This window comes from Hoylesella timonensis 4401737 = DSM 22865 = JCM 15640 (assembly GCF_000455445.1).
Classification (GTDB): domain Bacteria; phylum Bacteroidota; class Bacteroidia; order Bacteroidales; family Bacteroidaceae; genus Prevotella; species Prevotella timonensis.
This window is the reverse complement of sequence record NZ_HG417094.1, coordinates 84,592-104,985: the sequence shown is the minus strand read 5'-3', so window position 1 is coordinate 104,985 and position 20,394 is coordinate 84,592. Positions and strand designations below refer to the sequence as shown.

The following is a 20,394-nucleotide window of genomic DNA, read 5'->3' as shown; positions in this document are numbered from 1 at the left end:
AATCCTCCAAACATTTTGCTCAAACACACATACACTTACTTTTTCAACACACTCCTTACCGCAAACCATGCATGCATGAAGAGGGTTGGGAGATAACCATAATGCGACTCCATGACACGAAAACGCTCTTTCAAAGATGCCTTATGATTTTTTTCTGTCATGCCTCCGTCCAAATAGTTCGCCACTACAGCCTGAACATTGCACAAAGGCAGTCCTTGTTTCTGTGCCATTTTCATCACCCTGATACACCAGTCAACATCTGCAGAATAACGATATTTTAATTGATAGGGAACTTTCTTTGCCAAATCCGTGCGTGCATAAAAAGCTTGATGACACACCACCATTCCCTGCATAAACGACTTCCAACTCAACTTCTTAGGCGGAGAAAGGCGACGGTGGCGCACAAATCTCCCCTCATTGTCTACAATATCTGTATCGCCATATAACACACCAGGCAAGCCACTCGCCCCTTCCGCACATGCTGCCACCTGTGCTAAAGTGCTTTCAGAAGGAAAGGTATCTCCAGCATTCAGAAACAACACGTAGTCTCCCGTAGCATGCCGAAGTCCTTTGTTCATCGCATCATACAATCCCTTATCAGGCTCTGAAGTCACCATTACCTGATGTCCGTTGTTTTGCGCTTGCGACTCAGTGCTATAAGTTTGCGCCAACTGCAGCGTTGCATCCGTAGAAGCACCGTCCACAATCAAGTGCTCAACATCCTTATATGTTTGTTCCAATACACTTCTTAGTGTCCTTTTCAGCTCTTTCTCCGCTTGATAGGTACAAGTGATAATTGTAAATTTAATCATCTATTCTTCTTTTTTATTTCTCCATACGGACTGATACACAGCCAAATATCGTTCAGCCACATGCTGTTGTGCATACTCCGTCCTTACTTTATGGATACAGTTTTTGCTCAATGTCTCGTAGTCAGTTCCTTTATCCAATATCCATGCCATGCCAGCTGCCAAGGATTGCGCATCTTTATAATGCGCCACATAACCATTCTCACGATGATCAATCATCTCAGGAATACCCCCTACCTCAAAACCTACACATGGTACTCCGCACGCCATCGCTTCCATAATGGTATTGGGCAAATTCTCAGAAAGCGAAGGCAGGACAAACAAGTCTACTGCATTGTACACATCCACGATTTTCTTCGTATCATTCACATAACCAAGTGGATAAGTAGGTAAATCAAACCGAGCCGTTATCTCCTCTGCATGACCGCCCAACACCACCAATCCTACGCTATTTTTCAGCTCAGGTCGTTGCTTAACGAGCAGTTGGCACGCATCTATAAGATACTGAATACCCTTATTAACGTTCGTGATGCGCTGTGAGGCAAACAAAATCAGCTGTTTGTCTGTTGGCAATCCTAACCTTTGGGCAGCCTCGTGCTTACTTGCTGGTGCAAACACATGGGTATCAATAGGATTAGGAATGATAGAGAGGGCTTGCTTTGATAGTAATCCACTTGCCTTTGCCTGCTGTCCCAACCACTCGCTACACGTCACAAAATGAATCTTACGCTGTTGGTAAATGGCGTTTTTGCGTTGCCAAATGCGGTGCGACAAATCCGTTTTAGAACCTCCACCTGGTAGATAAAAGCAGTTTCCGCATTCTTTCTTAAAATGCGTACATGAAAGACTAAGGTGGCAAATGCCTGTTGCAGGCCAAATATCATGCAGTGTCCACACCACGGGCTTACCGCTTTCCACTATCTTTTGGATATTTCGAAGGGACAACATCCCTTGGTTGATCCACTCCAAATGAATGATGTCTGCCTCCTGAAATTCACGCAGTTGGGTGATGTCTGTTCCGACATTGGCAATATCGATAGCGAACAAATACCGCTTATTAAAATGCAAATGGCAAAAGATGCACCATCGTTCCCACAGGAAATGCCACCGCTTAAGCCACTGACAAGGCAATGCTACTACAGAAAGTTGGTTGGTCTCTTTATCCTTGACCAACATTTTTGCTTTGCATCCTGCCTTGTTCAAAGCCTCCATTAAACGATTAGAAGCCAGTGCTGCCCCACCCGTTTTCTCACTTGTGTTCACTATCAATATTCGCATATCACTGCTTTATTATAGGGGTAAAGATACATCAATTTACAAAATCCAACAAGAAATTAGTGCTTTTTAAGCCATTCGTTCAGCAATATGACCGCATATAGAGACATCACCACTACCCTATTGGTGAAGAAAAACAACATTGTGTACGAACACAATTTGTTGATATAAGTCAAGAAAGCACCATTTTTGCAAGGAAACAGGCAGACATATTTGGAACGAACCGCAAAAGTATATACCTTTGCAACACCAAAAGGTTAATAGATTGTTTAGGTTAGTAGTAATAGATTTAGGTTTTTAGTTATTAGGTTTAAGGTAAATTAAACAGATTGTTTAACAGGTAACAATGGAGGCCGTGAGGTTTTCATTTACTAAGAAAAGTTTTTTAGTTAAACATACTTATACGCTGTAGCTCGAGAAGAGTTACAGCGTATTTTTTTTAACATCGCTATCACCTAAAAAAGAGACACATTTTTAGAATAAAAAAGGAGCGTTGAAGCGAGATATTTTGCTTAAATGCTTATCTTTGCGACACGATGCAAACGATAGAACTCATTGATTTAATAATTGGATACGATAACCACACTGTGGTGTCTCCTATCACAGCCTCACTGTATAGTGGACAGCTCACCTGTCTATTAGGGGCAAACGGCTCGGGAAAGTCGACCCTCTTGCGCACACTTGCGGGTTTTCAACCACCGTTAAAGGGTACGATAAAGATGGCAGGCAAACCACTGCATCAATGGAATCATCAAGAGTTGGCACAAAAAATAAGTGTGGTACTGACCGAAAAACTCGATCTTAAAAACATAACTGCCTACGAATTAGTGGGCTTAGCTCGCTCACCGTACACTGGATTTTGGGGAGGATTGAATAAGACGGACGACGAAATTATACAATCCTCCATATCACTTGTTGGCATCACCCCTCTCTCTCATAGGAAGATACAAACGCTAAGTGACGGAGAGAAGCAAAAAGTTTTTATAGCAAAAGCATTGGCACAACAGACGTCCGTCATCATCTTGGACGAGCCAACAGCTTTCTTAGATTTTCAAAGCAAAGCCGAAACGCTACAATTACTTGCTCGACTGGCGCACAAAGAGAATAAATGTATCTTCTTATCTATCCACGATATTGAGTTAGCTATCCAAGTTGCAGATAAGATATGGCTCATTGACGATGCCCATCAGCTACAGGTTGGCACCCCCAAAGAACTAATAGATAATGGCATATTCCCCCGTTTCATCGAGAACAGCACGGTACAATTTGATAGTTACCACCAAAAGATTAGAATAAAGAAATAGCCATTTTATCGTTGAGAGGAATCCTTTCACGTCCGATAAAATGGCTGTTTTTTGAGATTGTCAATGATAAAGCCTCTCTTCATGATAAGATAAGACTGTATCTTATCATTGAGACGCTTTATTTTATCTTTTTATTTCACCGAGGTCTGCTTATCTTTAACCCGTTTGATTTGTCGTAACAAGTCTTTGTAGTGCATGGCATTCACGCCACTGCTTTGCGCCTGTTGTGCTTGACAATACGTCTCTACTTTATCCAAAAGCATTTGTACATACAGCAACGCATCACTTGTCAGCGAAGAAGAATTGCCACCTGAACCTGTCGCAAGCATTTGAGAAAGATTAGAAGCTCGCTGTGGTTTTTCACTTGGGTTAAGCAGTTGGTCGACACATTGCACAAAACTACGCTCCAAAGTGCGACGAGTGGTGTTCTTTATATTCTGTTCTGCCGTCAATGGCTTCCACACTGCACGATAAACATCGTCAAGATAATCGGGCAATTGGTACGCTGAAGAGCGATCGAAAGAATCGTTATAAATCTTAGTCAATACGTCTAACGAGAGCAAAGAATTCAGCACACGATTTTGATCACTCGAAATACGAGCAACCGCATTGTCACCTGTGATGCTTGTAATATTGTCAGGATACAACCATAATGGTGCATCAAACAACTGACGAGCCAAGAAATCTACTGCCTCTTTCTGACGCTCTGCAGGTGCCACTTCATAAGGTTTAGAACCCGGCAGATTGTTAAGATAGCGTCCACCTACATTCTTTAGCACATGATTGGTGTACCTACGGAACTGATCACGTACGCTTTCATGCATCTCTGTGAGATTATCAAATTGACTATCTGGCTGTTTGGTCCACTTTGGCAGGTTCGCCATGACACGCTGTAAGTTAAGGATACCATAATCAGACGCCTTCACATTATTATCACCCAAGTCCTCTGTTTGTGAGCGAGGGTCTTCATCACGCCCCTCCCCACTGAACCAAAGGCGAGGATTGTTTTTCAACACTTTGGTTGTTTCTGCACGTAAGGCTTTGCGTTCTGCAAATTCATCCTTAAATTCTGGGCGATATTGATAGCCCCATTTAATCGCCCACTTGTCATAATCATTGATGCGTGGGAAAAGACCTTTTGACGAAATGCCGTCTTGAGGCTGTGCCACATAGTTGAATCGAGCATAGTCCATAATAGAAACGGTGTGTCCATGCTTCTCTACCCAGGCTTTGTCTCGCAACTTTTCTACAGGTGTGGCATGGCTGGCTCCCATGTTATGGCGCAAACCGAGCGTGTGTCCTACCTCGTGAGATGATACAAAACGGATTAGCTCGCCCATCAGTTTATCGTCAAAGGGCATTTTCTGAGCTCGCTTATCAAGCGGGCCACACTGTGTCATGTACCACTTGGTGAGCAAATTCATCACATTATGATACCAGCAGATATGGCTCTCAATGGTTTCACCACTTCGAGGATCGACGACATGAGGGCCATACGCATTTTCTATTTCCGCAGGCAAATAACGAATTACATTATAGCGCGCATCATCCACACTCATGTCTGGTCTGTCTTTGGGCCACTCCTTACCGATAATTGCCTTCTTAAATCCAGCCGCCTCAAAAGCTACTTGCCAGTCGTTCACACCTTTAATGAGATAAGGAACCCATTTCTTAGGTGTGGCAGGGTCTATATAGAAGATGATGGGCTTAACGGGTTCCACCAACTCTCCCCGACGATATCGCTGCACGTCTTTTGGCACCAAACGAAATCTTCCTATGAATTGCTCACGGTCGGTCTTATGCTGATTATCATTAAAATAAGTCACACGGTCTGTAAAGTACCCCACACGCTCGTCCCAAAGGCGTTTGCGCATGGGCGTCTTAGGCAACATGACAAAACTGGTATTGAGTCCTAAGGTCACCGCACCCGTTTGTGCGGCAGCCATGTTCTGCCCCGACGAACTGTAAGTCCGAGTCGTTGCAATCTCGACGTTGATAGGATAAACTTTTAATGTGTCGATAAATGTTCGATCACTCTGCAATCCTCCCAACTTCAACCGCTTGCTAAAAAACTCGGCAAACGACATAACTTTGTTTCCAGACTTAAAGAGTTTGGTAACTTCTATCAAGCTACGCTTTGAATCTTTGTTGGGTCCTATAATCTTAAACGATGCAACGATAGGATCTACTGTTGAAGCCTTGAGTGTTCGAGAGATGTTGTCCTTCTCATCAGCCAACTGTGATAAAACATATACACGCAGCAACATGGTTTTCTCATCTCGTTTTTCAAAATAAACCGTTGCCTCATTCATCATTTCTCCTGCATACTTTCCAAAGTTTTGGGGAGTAGCTGTAAGGCGTGTTACCGCCAAGAAATATCGACCTAAAAGACTATCTGGAACTTCAAAATACCATTTATCTTCGATATGGCGAACTGTGAAAAGTCCTTTGAGTTCTGTTCCTCCTTTCTTAAGTAGGTCAGCATACTCATTCTTTTTCTTGACCTTTTTCTTTACATCCACCGTATCTTTTACCGTGCTGGTAGTATCACGAGGTGCCTTCTTTTCTGTCTTAGTGGTATCTACCTTTAGTGATGGATAGAGCCATGGGTGAGCCTGAAGAGACAAACCCATGAACAAAAAGAAGAAACTCAATAAGTGTTTGTTGCTTAAAATCATGATTTTTTGTATCAATAGCTATTTTACATCACCTGACTACCAGGCTTTACAGGATGCTCAATGGTGGTTACGCTCAAAGAACCACCGAAGTCTTCGGCAGAAAGTATCATGCCTTGGCTCTCAATGCCCATTAGCTTGCGGGGTGCTAAATTAGCTATAAAGCACACATCTTTGCCAATGAGTGCCTCGGGGTCATAGAATTTTGCAATACCACTAACAATGGTCCGATCGGTACCTGTACCGTCATCAATGGTAAACTTCAATAATTTGTTTGCCTTCTTCACCCGTTCGCAATGCTTGATGTGTCCAACTCGGATATCAAGTTTCTCGAAATCAGAAAAGTCAATGGTTGGCTTGATGGGCTTTGCCACATAGTTAGCAGCCTCGTTAGCTTTCTTCGTTTCTTCTAACTTTTTGAGTTGAATCTCAATAGTCTCGTCTTCAATCTTTTCAAACAGCAACTCTGGTTCTGCCAAATGATGGTTAGCTTTCAACAAGTCGGTACTTCCCAACTGACTCCAATCGAAGGTGTCCATGTTGATGAGTTGCCGAAGTTTCTTAGAAGAGAAGGGCAAGAAGGGTTCAAAGGCAATGGCAAGATTGGCAACCAATTGCAATGAGACGTATAAAATGGTCTTTACCCGCTCTGGATTGGTTTTCCAAACCTTCCAAGGCTCACATTCAGTGATATATTTGTTTCCTATGCGTGCCAGATTCATGGCTTCCTTCTGCGCATCTCTGAACCTGAACGCATCCAAAAGTGCTTCTACTTTTTGCTTTACATCTTTGAATTCTTCGAGAGTTTGCTTGTCAATATCCAACAATTCACCACACGCTGGAACCACTCCCTCAAAATATTTTTTGGTGAGTTGCAACGCTCTGTTCACAAAATTGCCATAAATGCCTACCAATTCAGAGTTGTTATGCTCTTGGAAATCTTTCCACGTAAAGTTATTGTCCTTAGTCTCTGGTGCATTGGCTGTCAACACATAGCGCAACACGTCCTGCTTCCCGGGCAGGTCTACCAAGTACTCGTGCAACCATACTGCCCAGTTGCGTGAGGTAGAAATCTTGTCGTTTTCCAGATTAAGGAACTCGTTGGCTGGCACGTTGTCGGGCAAGATATAGCCTCCGTGTGCTTTCAACATGGTGGGGAAGATGAGACAATGGAACACGATGTTATCTTTTCCGATGAAATGTACCAAACGAGTATCTTCATCTTTCCACCATTTTTCCCAAGAACCCCAACGCTCTGGTGCCTGTTCACACAGTTCCTTGGTATTGGAAATATAGCCAATTGGGGCATCGAACCATACATATAGCACTTTTCCCTCTGCACCTTCAACTGGCACAGGAATACCCCAATCAAGATCGCGAGTCATGGCGCGAGGCTGCAAGTCAAGGTCTAACCAGCTTTTGCACTGTCCGTAAACATTGGAGCGCCACTCTTTATGTCCTTGTAGTATCCACTCTTTGAGCCACTGCTGATAATCGTTCAAGGGCAAATACCAGTTTTTAGTTTTCTTAATGACAGGTTTTGAACCACTGAGGGTTGATGTGGGATTGATCAATTCTAATGGAGACAAGGCAGTACCGCAATGCTCACACTGGTCGCCATATGCTCCATCGTAGTGACAGTGAGGGCACTCGCCTTTGATGTAACGGTCTGCCAAGAACTGGTGAGCCTCTTCATCATAATACTGTTCAGACTCTTGTTCCTGCAATTTGCCTTCTTTCAGCAGTTTCTTAAAAAAGTCGGAAGCCAACTGCTCGTGCGTCTTCGAGGTGGTACGGGAATAAACATCAAAGCTAATTCCGAACTCCTCGAAGCTCTTTTTAATCATAGAGTGATAGCGGTCTACCACATCTTGTGGTGTAATCCCCTCTTTCTTGGCTCTGATGGTGATGGGTACGCCATGCTCGTCGCTACCACCAATAAAGATAACTTCTTGGTTTTTCAGTCGCAAATAGCGAGCATAAATATCAGCAGGTACATACACTCCTGCCAAGTGTCCTATGTGAACGCCACCATTGGCATACGGCAAGGCGGCCGTCACGGTTGTGCGTTTGAACTTTTTCTCTTCCATGAGTTTAATGGGTTTAGTATTTAAGTGCAAAATTACTACAAATCAAAGAGATAACAAAATAATTGAGAAACTGATTGAAACAAAGAAATACTAAACAATGTTGCGTCGTCCCTGTGCGTACTTGCTATGCTTTAATGCACACTCGAAACCAATTAGCGCACCAAGTCAAGTTGAGTTTTGTTAAAATAAATGACAAAAAACGAGGGCTTAGAAAAAGACAAAATAGAAAAAAATGATAGGCACGCTCACTACATAAAAGTACGAAAATGACAAAAATGAAGCCCAAATAATGTTAGAGCATTGAGTTAAGAGGACTGTAAACAGCACTTAAAGACTCTATTCACATGAGATAAAAGGGTTAGAACAAAGAGTTAAGGGCACTAAAGCAATCATTTTGGATAGGAAGAGAGGCAAGTTAAGTGCTTAATAGCATGCAAAAGAATTACAACACGTTGATAAACAGTCGCTTATAAAAGTCTTGAAATACTGCGATATTTGCGAGGCATGACAGGTTTGTTTCAAAATACGGCAGCTATGAAGGGGCTGTTGTCAAGAAAAAAGACAAATATTTCCACTCATTTTGTCTCGAATTGGAGGTATTGAGAAGCTGGGGTGAAGTCTTCTTCGCTACAAGTGCTATTGATTTTCTGACGAACGGCACTTCCAATGATAAGTGGAAAAAATAGCCATTTCATCGTTATACAACGGCATACATCAATTGGCAATGTTCATTTTGACAGTATTTTACAAATATTATGGTAATAAAGGGGAAAACTTACACGAAAAACTTGCTTATGTCACATAAAATGGCTATATTTGGAACACGATACTTATTTAATTTATAAGACTATGAAAAGAAAATTTTTTAATGCGAAATTTTATCGCAACAGTACAGCAACGGAAATGATTGTGGAGAATGGCAAGATTGCTCAAATTGGCAATAATCTGCCTAAATGTGACGAGGAGATTGACCTGAAGGGTAAGTTTGTGCTTCCTCCTTACGTAGATCCACACTTGCACTTAGACTATGTTTACACGCTGGCCGAGATGGAAGGTATTGGTGCTGCATCAGGTACGCTTTACGAGGCTATTGAGAACTGGCCCAAATATAAGGCAACAATGACCATAGAGGGTGTGAAGAAGTTGGCACGCAAGGGTATTGAGGACGAAGTATCACAGGGTGTACAGTTTATCCGCGCACAGACCGACGTCACCGATCCAAAGTTTATCGGCTTCAAGGCTCTCATGGAGCTGAAAGAAGAGATGAAGGATATTGTAGACATCCAGGTAGTAGCATTCCCACAAAACGGTATGTACACCTATAAGGGTGGAAAAGAATTGGTGGAAGAGGCTCTGAAAATGGGAGCTGACGTGGTTGGTGGTATTCCACACTACGAGCCCGCAAGAGAGTTTGGTGAGAAATCTATCCACGATATTGTTGAGATGGCGATGAAATACAACGTGCTGATTGACGTTCACTGCGACGAGACCGACGACACCATGGCAAGATTCGTAGAGATTTTGAACGCACTGGTATATCTCGAGGATTATGGTACAAAGACCACCGCCAGTCACACTTGTTCGTTCGGTTCGGCTGACAACTCGTACGCATACAGAATGTTCGACATGTTTAAGAGAAGTAAGATGAACTTCATCTCCTGCCCCACAGAGAACGCATACCTGCAAGGTCGTCAGGATACTTATCCAAAACGTCGCGGTTTGACACGTATCAAAGAGTTCATGCACATGGGTATCAATGTTGCACTGGCTCAGGACTCTATTAACGATCCATGGTATCCATTAGGAAGCGGTAATATGATGAATATTCTGGATAATGCCATTCACCTATCACAATATGCAAGCCCAGAGGAAGTAGAAAATGCTTTCGATATGATTACTTACAACGGTGCTAAGTGTTTGAACATCCATAACGCATACGGACTGGAAGAAGGCAAGGATGCTAACTTTATCGTTCTGGACGGCGACAGCTCATGGGATTGCATCCGCAGACGTGTTGGTGTGCTGGCTTCTGTAAGAAAGGGTGAATTCTTGTTTAAGAAGAAACCGACAGAATATGAGATTCCTTTCAAGATGTAAGGACAAAAATAACGAGCGAACAAGTTGAGAAATTGACTGTTCAAACTCTAAAGTTATAATCACAAAAAAGGCTACTATCGAAAGAAGTAGCCTTTTTTGTGATGTATATTTTATTTGTTAATTATCCTATTCGACGCAATGTGTGTCTTGCAAAGATAGAAATAATCATTCCTGGAACCGCCATTACTACCGCATACCACAACAGGCTGAACGCTCCAAAGCGTATCAACAGCAGTCCTGCAATCCAAGTTGTGACCATAATAGAGAGGTTAAACATGCACGACTGCACCGACATTGCCACATCTTTGGCTTTCTCTACTTGGTTGCCCACAGCTGCCTGGAACAACGTAACGAGTGGTCCAAATGACAATCCCCACAAGAAGAAACCGAAATGAGAAATGCCGCTGGCACCCTTAAAGAAGTAGAACAACAACATAGCAACACCAAGGAGAGCAAACATCAACACGGTAAGCTCACGCAGATACATGTCAATATACTTCGTAGCAATAATAATGGAAATCAAAGAACCGATGCCGAAAACAAGCAACGCCATCTCGACGCCACCTTCAATGCCTATCTCTCCTACCAATTGGGTAATGTAGGTATAGACTCCATAATGTCCACAAACGCCCAACAAGGTGAGCAAAATAATGAGTAGGATGGACTTATTCTTGAGCATGGCGAATGGTGAAGTGCTCGATGTGAGCTTCTCGCCCGGTGTTGACGGCAACATGAAGAGTGACAACAAAGCAATCAGAACCACCAAGAGACCTAATACAATGAACTCAATGCGCCAACCAAACTGATCACCAACAGAGGTCATCAAAGGCATTCCAAGACTAATACCTAACGTGTTGCCTGCCATAATAACGGCTACAGCTCTACCTTGATGACTTGGTTCAACGAGTCGCATACCATAGGCTGCAATCATGGGCCACATCACTCCTGCACTGATACCACCAATGAAACGCAGTGCCAATATCAGATAGTAGTTATGCACCAAACCCGACAAGATGTTACAAATCGCAAAGCCGATTAGCAACAGTAACAGTAGGTTTTTGCGGTTGAGGTGCATTGTGGCAGAAATGAGAGGAATACCAAAGATTGCCGAGGCAAGGGCATATAAGCCGACCATGCGACCGGCTTCAACTTCATTGATTTCTAAGTCTCCCATAATCTGTTGTAACACGCCTGAAGGCAGTAATTCCGACAAAATTCCGACAAAAGTGACCGATGACATCAAAATCATCAGCACCCAAGGAAATAATCCTGTTGTTTTGTTTTCATGTACCATACGTCTAATTGTTTAAGTAAGTTTTTCCAAAGATAAACAATTAAAAGGTACATTACAAATTTTCGATGATAAATTTACATATCATTTGCTTTATCCAATTTTTCCGAACAATTGGATGTAAATACGAACTAAAATGCAGCGGTTCATCAAGCGAATTAGGAATGCGTTCAATTATTGAAGAACAAAAAAATGTATAGGAATAGGGAACTTTTCGTACGTTTATACAAAAAGGAAAGAAAGGATTAACCTAAAAGGAACAACAATTTATCTTTCCGCCCAATCGCCACGATCTAAATTGCGATAACTAATCGCCTCAGCCAAGTGTTCGGTCAACACTTCTGGAGACGCGGATAAGTCTGCAATGGTACGAGCGACTTTCAAAATACGACTATAGGCACGAGCTGACAGGCTCATCCGCTCCATAGCAACTCGCAACATCTCTACCCCATCCTGATTGGGTTCGGCATATTGATGTATCATGCGCTCGGTCATTTGGGCATTACAATAGATACCCTTGTGGTTTTGAAATCTCTCTGTCTGTATGGCACGTGCTTTCAGCACCCTTTGCCGAATATCTGCACTCGGCTCTCCAGGTTTTGTTCGAGAGATGTCCTTAAAAGGTACGGGGGTAATTTCGCATTGAATATCGATGCGATCCAGCAAAGGTCCACTGATTTTGTTCATGTATCGCTGTATTTGCCCCGGCGTGCAGACGCAAGTATGTGTGGGGTCGCCATAATAACCACAAGGACACGGGTTCATGGAAGCAATAAACATGAAATTACAAGGATACTCAATGGTGTATTTGGCGCGCGATATTGTAATCTTTCTATCCTCTAAGGGTTGGCGCAACACCTCTAAAGTTGTTTTCGAAAATTCTGGTAATTCGTCACAAAATAAAACACCATTGTGCGCCAAGGTGATTTCACCTGGTTGCGGTGTGCTTCCCCCTCCCACCAGTGCCACTTCGCTAATGGTGTGGTGAGGAGATCGAAATGGACGCTGGGCAATTAAAGATGTTCCTGTTCCCAATTTGCCTGCTACGCTGTGTATCTGTGTGGTTTCCAAACTCTCAGAGAGCGTGAGTGGTGGGAGTATCGTGGGTAATCGTTTTGCCATCATTGACTTTCCACTGCCAGGAGGACCAATCATAATCAAATTATGACCTCCAGCAGCAGCCACTTCCAATGCACGCTTCACGTTCTCCTGCCCACGTACATCGCTAAAGTCAAGATCAAACTTATACTGATGCTCATAAAACTCTGCCCGAGTATCGATGACTGTCGGTTGGAACGTCTTGGTGCCTGTTAAAAACTGAATGACGTCAGCCATAGAATCCATACCATACACATCAAGTTGATTTACCACTGCTGCTTCTCGAACATTAGCAGTAGGAACGATAAGTCCCTTGAACTTCTCTTTTCTGGCACGAATGGCGATGGGCAATGCCCCTTTCACTGGTTGCAAAGTACCGTCCAAGCTCAATTCGCCCACCATCATATATTGCCCCAAGATTTCGGACGTAATGCTCCCATTGGCTGCTAAGATGGCAATGGCTAAAGGCAGGTCGAAACTACTACCCTCTTTTCTAAGGTCAGCAGGAGCCATATTTACCGTAATGTCAGCATGGGGAAATTTATAGCCGTTGTATTGCATGGCAGAGGCGATACGGCTTCTTCCTTCTTTTACGGCTTCGTCGCCAAGACCTGTAAAATGATACATCACCCCATTGGTGAGGCTAACTTCAATGGTGACAGTTGTCACATCTAATCCATTGACTGCCGCACAATACGTTTTAATGAGCATAATAATTGGTTTATAGAAGCGTCTTTATCTTTGTGACAAGAGCCTCTGTGTCAAGTCCACGCGCTACAACACGTCCGTTTTTCAATAGTATGTTATCTGGAATAGACGAAAGTCCTAATTGATGAGCCAATTTACTTTCAAACATTTGTTCATCGCAGACATTAGACCACTGGATAGAATCTCTCTGCAAAATATCCCGACAATCTTTCTTGCTGGCATCTAAGGAAATGCCGACCACCTTCAGTTTGGCGCCATTCTTCCTTTGCAAATCGTGTATTTGGCGCAACATGTCTAAGCTTGGATAATTCCAAGAAGCCCAGATATGAATGACCACAAGTGGACTCTGACTAAGAGCAGAAGAGGTAATGGTATTCCCTTTTAAATCAATGGTTGTGAAAGAAGGCAATGTACCACCTTGTACAACATGACCAGCAGACAACTGTTTTTGTAATTTTATCAGCGAAACATTGTTGGTTTGGTGTTTCACCATAACATCTACCAACTGCTTTGCCTTGGCGTAATCGGGTTTTGGAGTTTTCAAAAAATACTTTACTACCAAATATTGAGCACCAATAAGTTGAGGATTATCGTGTACATATTCCTCCACGTATTTAAGAATTTCGGGTGGCGATGCATTGGAGATTTTCTTGCGAAACTTTGACATTGTCTCATTTTCTTTCGTTCCGTCTACTTGCAACTCTTTTAGTCGTGAGGCATCTCCCTTCACGTCAACCGACTTACCGGGCTGTGCAAAAACTGGTTGCTCTGAAAAATTAGGAAATACAATCGAAAGGATTCCTTCTTTTTCACAAGGAATCTCGTAGGTAAATCGACCGCCTTGAACCTTAATGGTGTCCAAGCCATCGATGATGCCATCGGGACTATAAACGTAAAACTCACCCTGGTTCATGTGTAAAAGCTGTCCATCAAGCTTAAAATGGTGGCTATCTGTTCCACACGACACACAAACCAGCGTGAGCAAAATAAGGTATGCAATATGCTTCATTGCAAAAATAAGTCTTATCTCAAGATAGACAATTCAAGATCTTGATCAGCGTATGTTTTCAATGCAGGATTTTTCTTTAGCGCTTCTTTCAAATAAGAGTCGGCAGCAAACTTATTGCCTCGACGAGCTGCTACAATGGCATGCAAATAATCGGTCATGGCATTGGGATTCTTCACATTGTCCAATGTTGCGGCAGCTGCGGCATAGTTCTTATTCATCAACTGTGCCAAAGCAGCACTATTGCTGATAATGCCTTCGAAATCTTTTTCTGCTTGAGCGTAATTACCCTTCGCCAAATTGAGACTACCGATAGCTACATTGATGTTCTGATCGCCTAATGCCTTCGCAATATCCGTTTCTGCCTCTTTCAGGTTGCCATTCTGCAACTCCAAAATACCCAAGTTTGCCAAAGCCTCTGACGCTTGTGGGTTGATACGCAATGCCTGCTCGAGATAGCGTGTTGCACCCATTTCATCGCCTTTCATAAAAGCCATCGTAGCCAAGTTATTGAAAGCACGATAATCTTTGTCATAGTAAGAAGCTGTCCGCTTATAGATTTCTTCTTTTTCTGCTTGATTGTCTACCAACGAAGCATAATATAACATTTCATCAGCACTCAACTTCGTTGCATCTGTCGCATATTGCTCTTTAATTTGATCGTCACTTCTACCAATTGTTTCATAATTGATGATTAAGCGCGAACGACGCAATTCAGGAAGAATACCATCTGCCAATTCGCGGAAAGCCTGACTCATATTGCGAATTTGCTGTTCTCTCTGCTCGGGATCTTTATACATTGACAGCACACGCAAGATAACATCCTTGTCTTGAATATTGCTGGCTTGTACCAACTTCTGGAAGCCATCCCAGTCTTGAGCCGTATAATGCGCGTCAATACCTGTAGCAACTCCTGTTTGTTTGAGTTGTGACTTCACGTAAGACTCTGAAGTGTTTTGGCGTTTGTTGGCAAGTTTGTCGTTAAAGCTATACCCACCTTCTGGAGACGCATAAGCCTGAACTTCCACATTACGAATGTTCAGTTTCTCACGATCTGCATTGATGCGTTTGAGCATAGCCACAAACTCTTGCACAGAGTTGTTTTTCAATTCACTTCTTCGCAGATTGGCTTGATTGACCAAGAACTTAATATTAGCCTCTTGTTTCTTGGCATTCACCCGTTGAAAACTATCAGGTGCCAAGCATCCACCATCACTCAACAAAAGTTGTTTGTACAGTTCAGACGTCGCAATGACACCAGTAGCCACCTTCACAGCAGGGATATTCACTGTCTTATTTCCTCTTTTTGCCATGAAAGTTAAGTACATCTCACTTTGTTGCATGGCTGGAACAAAATCGAAAGCTGTCTTCATAGTGTAACGACCCCCTAAGCGATAGGAAATCATCTGGTCATTTCCCAATACTTTTTCTCCCTGGAACGTGGTAGCAGCACCTTTTGCAACCTGTCCATTTCCATATCTTAGCTCAGGAACAACCGTTACTACTGCATTTTTCTTCATATATTTTTCAGGGAACGCTCCATTAATGGTAGCTGGTACCTGACCGCCTTTTGTTTCTAAAGGGTTGGGAGTAACGGTAAAATTGTTAGCCGACAGCGGACCCATTTTTGAACATGAACTGAATGCGAAAGCTGCACATACAGATAAAGTAAAGATGAGATTTTTGCACATAGTAATAAATAGTAATAATATTTTTCTTGAAAGTGTGCCGCGAGCGGGACTCGAACCCGCACAGCCATTACTGGCCAAGGGATTTTAAGTCCCTCGTGTCTACCAATTCCACCATTGCGGCAAATCATTCATATGGTCATCTTCTATTGTTTGTCAACGAAAGAAGTCACTTTCTTAGTTATGACTAACAAAAATGATGACTTTCTAAAAGTGTAAAAAAAAAGAGCGGCAAACGAGACTCGAACTCGCGACCCCAACCTTGGCAAGGTTGTGCTCTACCAACTGAGCTATTGCCGCATTTTTTACAGTTTGCAAAGGTAGCATATAATCTTGTAAGTCACAAAGATTTTCACACATTTTTAATATTTTATTTCTTCAATTTCAAAATGAGTACACTAACCTTCTATTTTTTTACAATTATACATTTGTCTATTTCGCTATAATTATATATTTTTGCACCAATGTCTTTTTAGATACGAAAGACTGGACTCAAAATACTTGAAAAATGTGTTATCATGGTTGTACAAAGAAGCGAAGCATGAACACAAAGCGTTACGCTACATCAATAATAAATGACTATCCTAAAAAAAATAAAAACGAAAATAAAATGAAGAAGAGATTAACACTGGCAATGCTGTTGTTCATTGCTTTGTTTGCCAATGCGCAGATGGTAGACCCCATACAGTCATCGGCTCAGCTTAAAACGAATAATTCTGCAGAGGGCGAAATTATATTTAGCCTCAAGATTGACAAAGGATGGCACGTCTATTCTACCAACTTAGGCGCAAGTGGTCCTATAGAAGCCACTATTCACGTAAACAAGATGGATGGCGTAGAGAAGGTGGGAAAACTAATGGCACGAGGCAATGAAATCTCCAAGATGGATAACCTCTTTAACATGAAGCTACGTTATTTTGAAAATAATGCGCAGTTTGTACAGAAAGTGAAATTCACCAAACCCAAATACAACTTGGATGTTTATTTGGAATTCGGAGCCTGCAATGATGCCACTTGCATGCCTCCACAAGAAGTATCTTTTAAGAAGTCGGGGACAGCACCTAAATTTGACGCAAAAGCTGCAACCCCTCAAGAAGAACAAAAAGTAGCTACAGAAGAGCAAGAGACATCTCTCCCTGCTACGGATACCACACAAGTCCTGCCTCAGGACTCTGTCAAAGAGGCTGCCGTTGACTCTTCTGCGACTGCCGTTGGCACTGATTTATGGCAACCTGTTATTCAAGAACTGCAAGCACAAGATGGTCGTTCAGAAAAGAATAGTTCTATTTGGTATCTCTTCATCATGGGATTTGCGGGTGGACTGCTGGCTCTTTTCACTCCTTGCGTATGGCCTATCATTCCCATGACCGTTAGCTTCTTCCTCAAGCGCAACAAAGATAGAGCAAAAGGTATGCGCGATGCCATTACTTATGGATTAGCCATTATTGTGATTTTCCTATCTTTAGGAGTGATAGTCACCGCACTTTCCGACCCACATAAGCTAAACGAATTAGCCACCAGTGCTGTTTTCAATATTTTCTTCTTCCTCCTTTTAGTGGTGTTTGCATTGTCTTTCTTTGGATGGTTCGAACTGCGATTGCCTGAATCTTGGGGAAACAAGATGGATAGCAAGGCTTCCTCGACAACTGGTCTGCTGTCTATTTTCCTCATGGCGTTTACCCTTGTATTGGTATCTTTCTCCTGTACAGCTCCTATCGTAGGCTTCTTATTGGTACAAACGGCAACCTCAGGCAATTGGATTGGACCAGCCATTGGCATGTTTGGCTTTGCCTTGGCACTCGCTCTCCCCTTTACATTGTTCGCACTGTTCCCCTCTTGGCTCAAACAAGCGCCTAAGTCGGGTTCTTGGATGAATATCATCAAGGTAACACTGGGATTCATTGAATTGGCTTTTGCGCTCAAATTCCTCTCCGTTGCCGATTTGGCATACGGCTGGCACATTCTTGATCGTGAGGTATTCCTCTCGTTATGGATTGTCATCTTTGGTATGATGGGACTCTATCTCATTGGTAAACTCAAGTTCCAAAGCGACATGATTGGCGGTCAAGACAAGCCTATGCCAGTAGCATGTATCATGCTTGGCATGATTTCCTTGGCATTTACAGTTTATATGGTGCCAGGACTTTGGGGCGCACCTGTCAAGGCAGTCAGTGCTTTTGCACCACCTATCAACACACAGGATTTCAATCTAAATCAAAAAGAGGTGCATCCTGCCTATACCAACTACGAAGAAGGCATGGCAGCTGCCAAAGCACAAGGGAAACCTGCTTTCGTAGATTTCACTGGATTTGGCTGTGTCAACTGCCGTAAGATGGAAGCTGCAGTGTGGACTGACCCATCGGTAGCAGAAATTCTTACCAAAGATTATGTGCTCATCTCTTTGTTCGTGGACGACAAAACGCCACTCAAAGAGCAAATAGAGGTTATGGACAACGGAAAGAAACGCACTTTGCGCACCATTGGAGACAAGTGGAGCTACCTGCAAAGCAATAAGTTTGGGGCTAATACCCAACCTTTCTACGTTCCTCTTGACAACAACGGGAAACCTTTAGCTGGCTCTTATAGTTATAAGGAAGACGTTTCTGCTTATCTTGACTTCTTGCATAAGGGGTTAGAGCAGTATCAGAAGCAAGACTAAGATTTCTACCTTTATAGGACAGGATAGACTGTTTTTCAATGCTACATTGACGGGCATTCAAAACGCAGTCTATCCTCCTCCTAACCAAACCGATACACACGCATTACCTACAAAACACATATCTTTTTTTAGAACCTATAAAGAAATGCTCGAAGAAAACACCAGAAAACAAATTATCCAACTCATTCAGCAAGAAGTAGTCCCTGCCGTTGGATGCACAGAACCTATGGCTGTGGCACTTTGCACGGCGAAGGCAACAGAATTATTAGGTTGCCAACCCGAAAAGATTACGGCTCTGCTAAGTCCAAACATTTTGAAAAATGCCATGGGAGTAGGCATTCCTGGCACAGGCATGATAGGACTTCCCATCGCAATTGCTTTGGGTGCCATTGTTGGTAAGTCGGAGTACCAATTGGAAGTGATTAAAGACCTAACTACTGAAACGCTGGACGAGGGGAAAAAATATGTCAAAGAGAATAGAATCTCCATACAACTGAAACAGGACATTACCGAGAAGCTTTACATTGAAGTTATCTGCGAGGCTGGCGAAAACCATGCCACAGCTGTCATTGCAGGAAGTCACACCCAATTCATTTACTTAGAGCAAAACAACCGCCCCTTACTTCAACAAGCGCATTCCTCAAGTTCTGAAGCACAAGAAGATGATATACAACTGGACTTTAGAATGGTCTACGAGTTTGCAACCACTACTCCATTACAAGAAATCGCCTTTCTATTGAAAACCAAAGAATACAATATGGATGCAGCGGAACAATCCTTAAAGGGGAATTATGGTCACTGTTTGGGCAAGACTATGGAACGACCACTAAGCCGTGGCATCTTCGGGAATAGCATTTACTCACACATCATTTCCAAGACTGCCTCGGCATGTGATGCACGAATGGGTGGTGCGATGATACCAGTGATGAGCAATAGTGGCTCTGGCAACCAAGGAATCTGTGCCACAAATCCCGTAGTGGTGTACGCAAGTGAAAACGAAAATACTGAAGAAGAACTGATACGCGCACTCACATTAAGTCATCTTACCGTTATCTATATCAAGCAAAGTCTCGGCAAGTTGTCAGCCCTTTGTGGTTGCGTGGTTGCAAGCATCGGATCGAGTTGTGGTATCACCTATTTAATGGGGGGCGACTATGCACATATCTGTTACTCCATTAAGAACATGATTGCCAACCTAACTGGTATCATTTGCGATGGAGCGAAACCCAGTTGCTCATTAAAAATCAGCTCTGGCGTCAGCACAGCAGTACTCTCGGCATTGCTATCCATGGAGAACAAGCACGTCACCTCAGCCGAAGGCATCATTGACGAGGATGTGGATCGCTCCATCCGTAACCTCACCAGCATTGGTAAGGACGCCATGAACATCACCGATGAAATGGTATTAAAAATCATGACATCCAAACAACACTGTTAAAGTTGAGTCTATCAACCAAGTAAAGAACGCAAGTTCAGACAAGTCAAGCTTAACGCATTTATTCGATTTGTCGAATACTTGCGTTCTTTTGTTGCTTGAATATGCGAACCGTGCTGCTTATTATATTTGTTATTTGTCTTCCCCCCTATGAGTCATGAATCGTTTTTCCACAGAGGATAAGGATACAAAGGATTGACGAACAGCACGAACAGCGAAAGAAAAGTACAAAAATATTTGTAATATTAAAATGGCTCAG

12 protein-coding genes and 2 tRNA genes are annotated in these 20,394 nt (G+C 42.8%); 4 read left to right on the top strand and 10 right to left on the bottom strand.

What is annotated here, in order from left to right; genetic code table 11:
- Nucleotides 1–35: 35 nt before the first annotated feature.
- Together BN35_RS06200 and BN35_RS06195 are read right to left on the bottom strand one after the other, a co-directional pair.
- Complete coding sequence (locus BN35_RS06200; RefSeq protein ID WP_025072620.1) at nucleotides 36–812, bottom strand: glycosyltransferase family 2 protein; 777 nt, start codon at nucleotides 810–812, stop codon at nucleotides 36–38.
- Nucleotides 813–2,087, bottom strand: coding sequence for a glycosyltransferase family 4 protein (locus tag BN35_RS06195; RefSeq protein ID WP_025072621.1), 1,275 nt, complete (start codon nucleotides 2,085–2,087; stop codon nucleotides 813–815).
- Nucleotides 2,088–2,620: 533 nt separating this feature from the next.
- On the opposite strand from BN35_RS06195, the gene BN35_RS06190 reads away from it, so the two are divergent.
- Nucleotides 2,621–3,388 (top strand): ABC transporter ATP-binding protein, encoded by a 768-nt coding sequence (locus tag BN35_RS06190; protein WP_028901197.1) that lies wholly within the window; start codon nucleotides 2,621–2,623, stop codon nucleotides 3,386–3,388.
- Between the two features lie 131 nt (nucleotides 3,389–3,519).
- On the opposite strand, the gene BN35_RS06185 is transcribed toward BN35_RS06190, so the two are convergent.
- Together BN35_RS06185 and metG are read right to left on the bottom strand one after the other, a co-directional pair.
- Entirely contained in the window at nucleotides 3,520–6,066 is a 2,547-nt protein-coding gene (locus BN35_RS06185; protein WP_025072622.1) for a zinc-dependent metalloprotease, read from the bottom strand.
- Between the two features lie 23 nt (nucleotides 6,067–6,089).
- Nucleotides 6,090–8,153 carry a methionine--tRNA ligase gene (metG, locus tag BN35_RS06180; protein WP_028901196.1) on the bottom strand — a complete coding sequence of 688 codons (2,064 nt, stop codon included), beginning with the start codon at nucleotides 8,151–8,153 and terminating at the stop codon, nucleotides 6,090–6,092.
- 849 nt (nucleotides 8,154–9,002) lie between these two features.
- On the opposite strand from metG, the gene BN35_RS06175 reads away from it, so the two are divergent.
- Nucleotides 9,003–10,250 carry an amidohydrolase family protein gene (locus BN35_RS06175; protein WP_028901195.1) on the top strand — a complete coding sequence of 416 codons (1,248 nt, stop codon included), beginning with the start codon at nucleotides 9,003–9,005 and terminating at the stop codon, nucleotides 10,248–10,250.
- A gap of 121 nt (nucleotides 10,251–10,371) precedes the next feature.
- Here the strand turns inward: BN35_RS06175 and BN35_RS06170 are convergent, their stop codons facing one another.
- The 6 genes from BN35_RS06170 to BN35_RS06145 form a co-directional block, all read right to left on the bottom strand.
- A complete protein-coding gene (locus BN35_RS06170) occupies nucleotides 10,372–11,544 on the bottom strand; it encodes an MFS transporter (RefSeq protein WP_025072623.1) in 1,173 nt (390 codons plus the stop codon).
- Between the two features lie 264 nt (nucleotides 11,545–11,808).
- The gene (locus BN35_RS06165; protein WP_025072624.1) at nucleotides 11,809–13,350 is read right to left on the bottom strand and encodes a YifB family Mg chelatase-like AAA ATPase; all 1,542 of its coding nucleotides are present in this window, start codon (nucleotides 13,348–13,350) and stop codon (nucleotides 11,809–11,811) included.
- Between the two features lie 10 nt (nucleotides 13,351–13,360).
- Entirely contained in the window at nucleotides 13,361–14,356 is a 996-nt protein-coding gene (locus tag BN35_RS06160) for a TlpA disulfide reductase family protein (protein ID WP_025072625.1), read from the bottom strand.
- Between the two features lie 14 nt (nucleotides 14,357–14,370).
- Nucleotides 14,371–16,044, bottom strand: coding sequence for a tetratricopeptide repeat protein (locus tag BN35_RS06155; RefSeq protein WP_025072626.1), 1,674 nt, complete (start codon nucleotides 16,042–16,044; stop codon nucleotides 14,371–14,373).
- Nucleotides 16,045–16,079: 35 nt separating this feature from the next.
- Nucleotides 16,080–16,165: transfer RNA gene (locus BN35_RS06150), tRNA-Leu, on the bottom strand.
- 103 nt (nucleotides 16,166–16,268) lie between these two features.
- Nucleotides 16,269–16,341, bottom strand: a tRNA-Gly gene (locus BN35_RS06145).
- A gap of 310 nt (nucleotides 16,342–16,651) precedes the next feature.
- On the opposite strand from BN35_RS06145, the gene BN35_RS06140 reads away from it, so the two are divergent.
- Nucleotides 16,652–18,700, top strand: coding sequence for a protein-disulfide reductase DsbD family protein (locus BN35_RS06140; protein WP_028901194.1), 2,049 nt, complete (start codon nucleotides 16,652–16,654; stop codon nucleotides 18,698–18,700).
- Nucleotides 18,701–18,845: 145 nt separating this feature from the next.
- Nucleotides 18,846–20,138, top strand: coding sequence for an L-cysteine desulfidase family protein (locus tag BN35_RS06135; protein ID WP_028901193.1), 1,293 nt, complete (start codon nucleotides 18,846–18,848; stop codon nucleotides 20,136–20,138).
- Nucleotides 20,139–20,394: the final 256 nt, after the last annotated feature.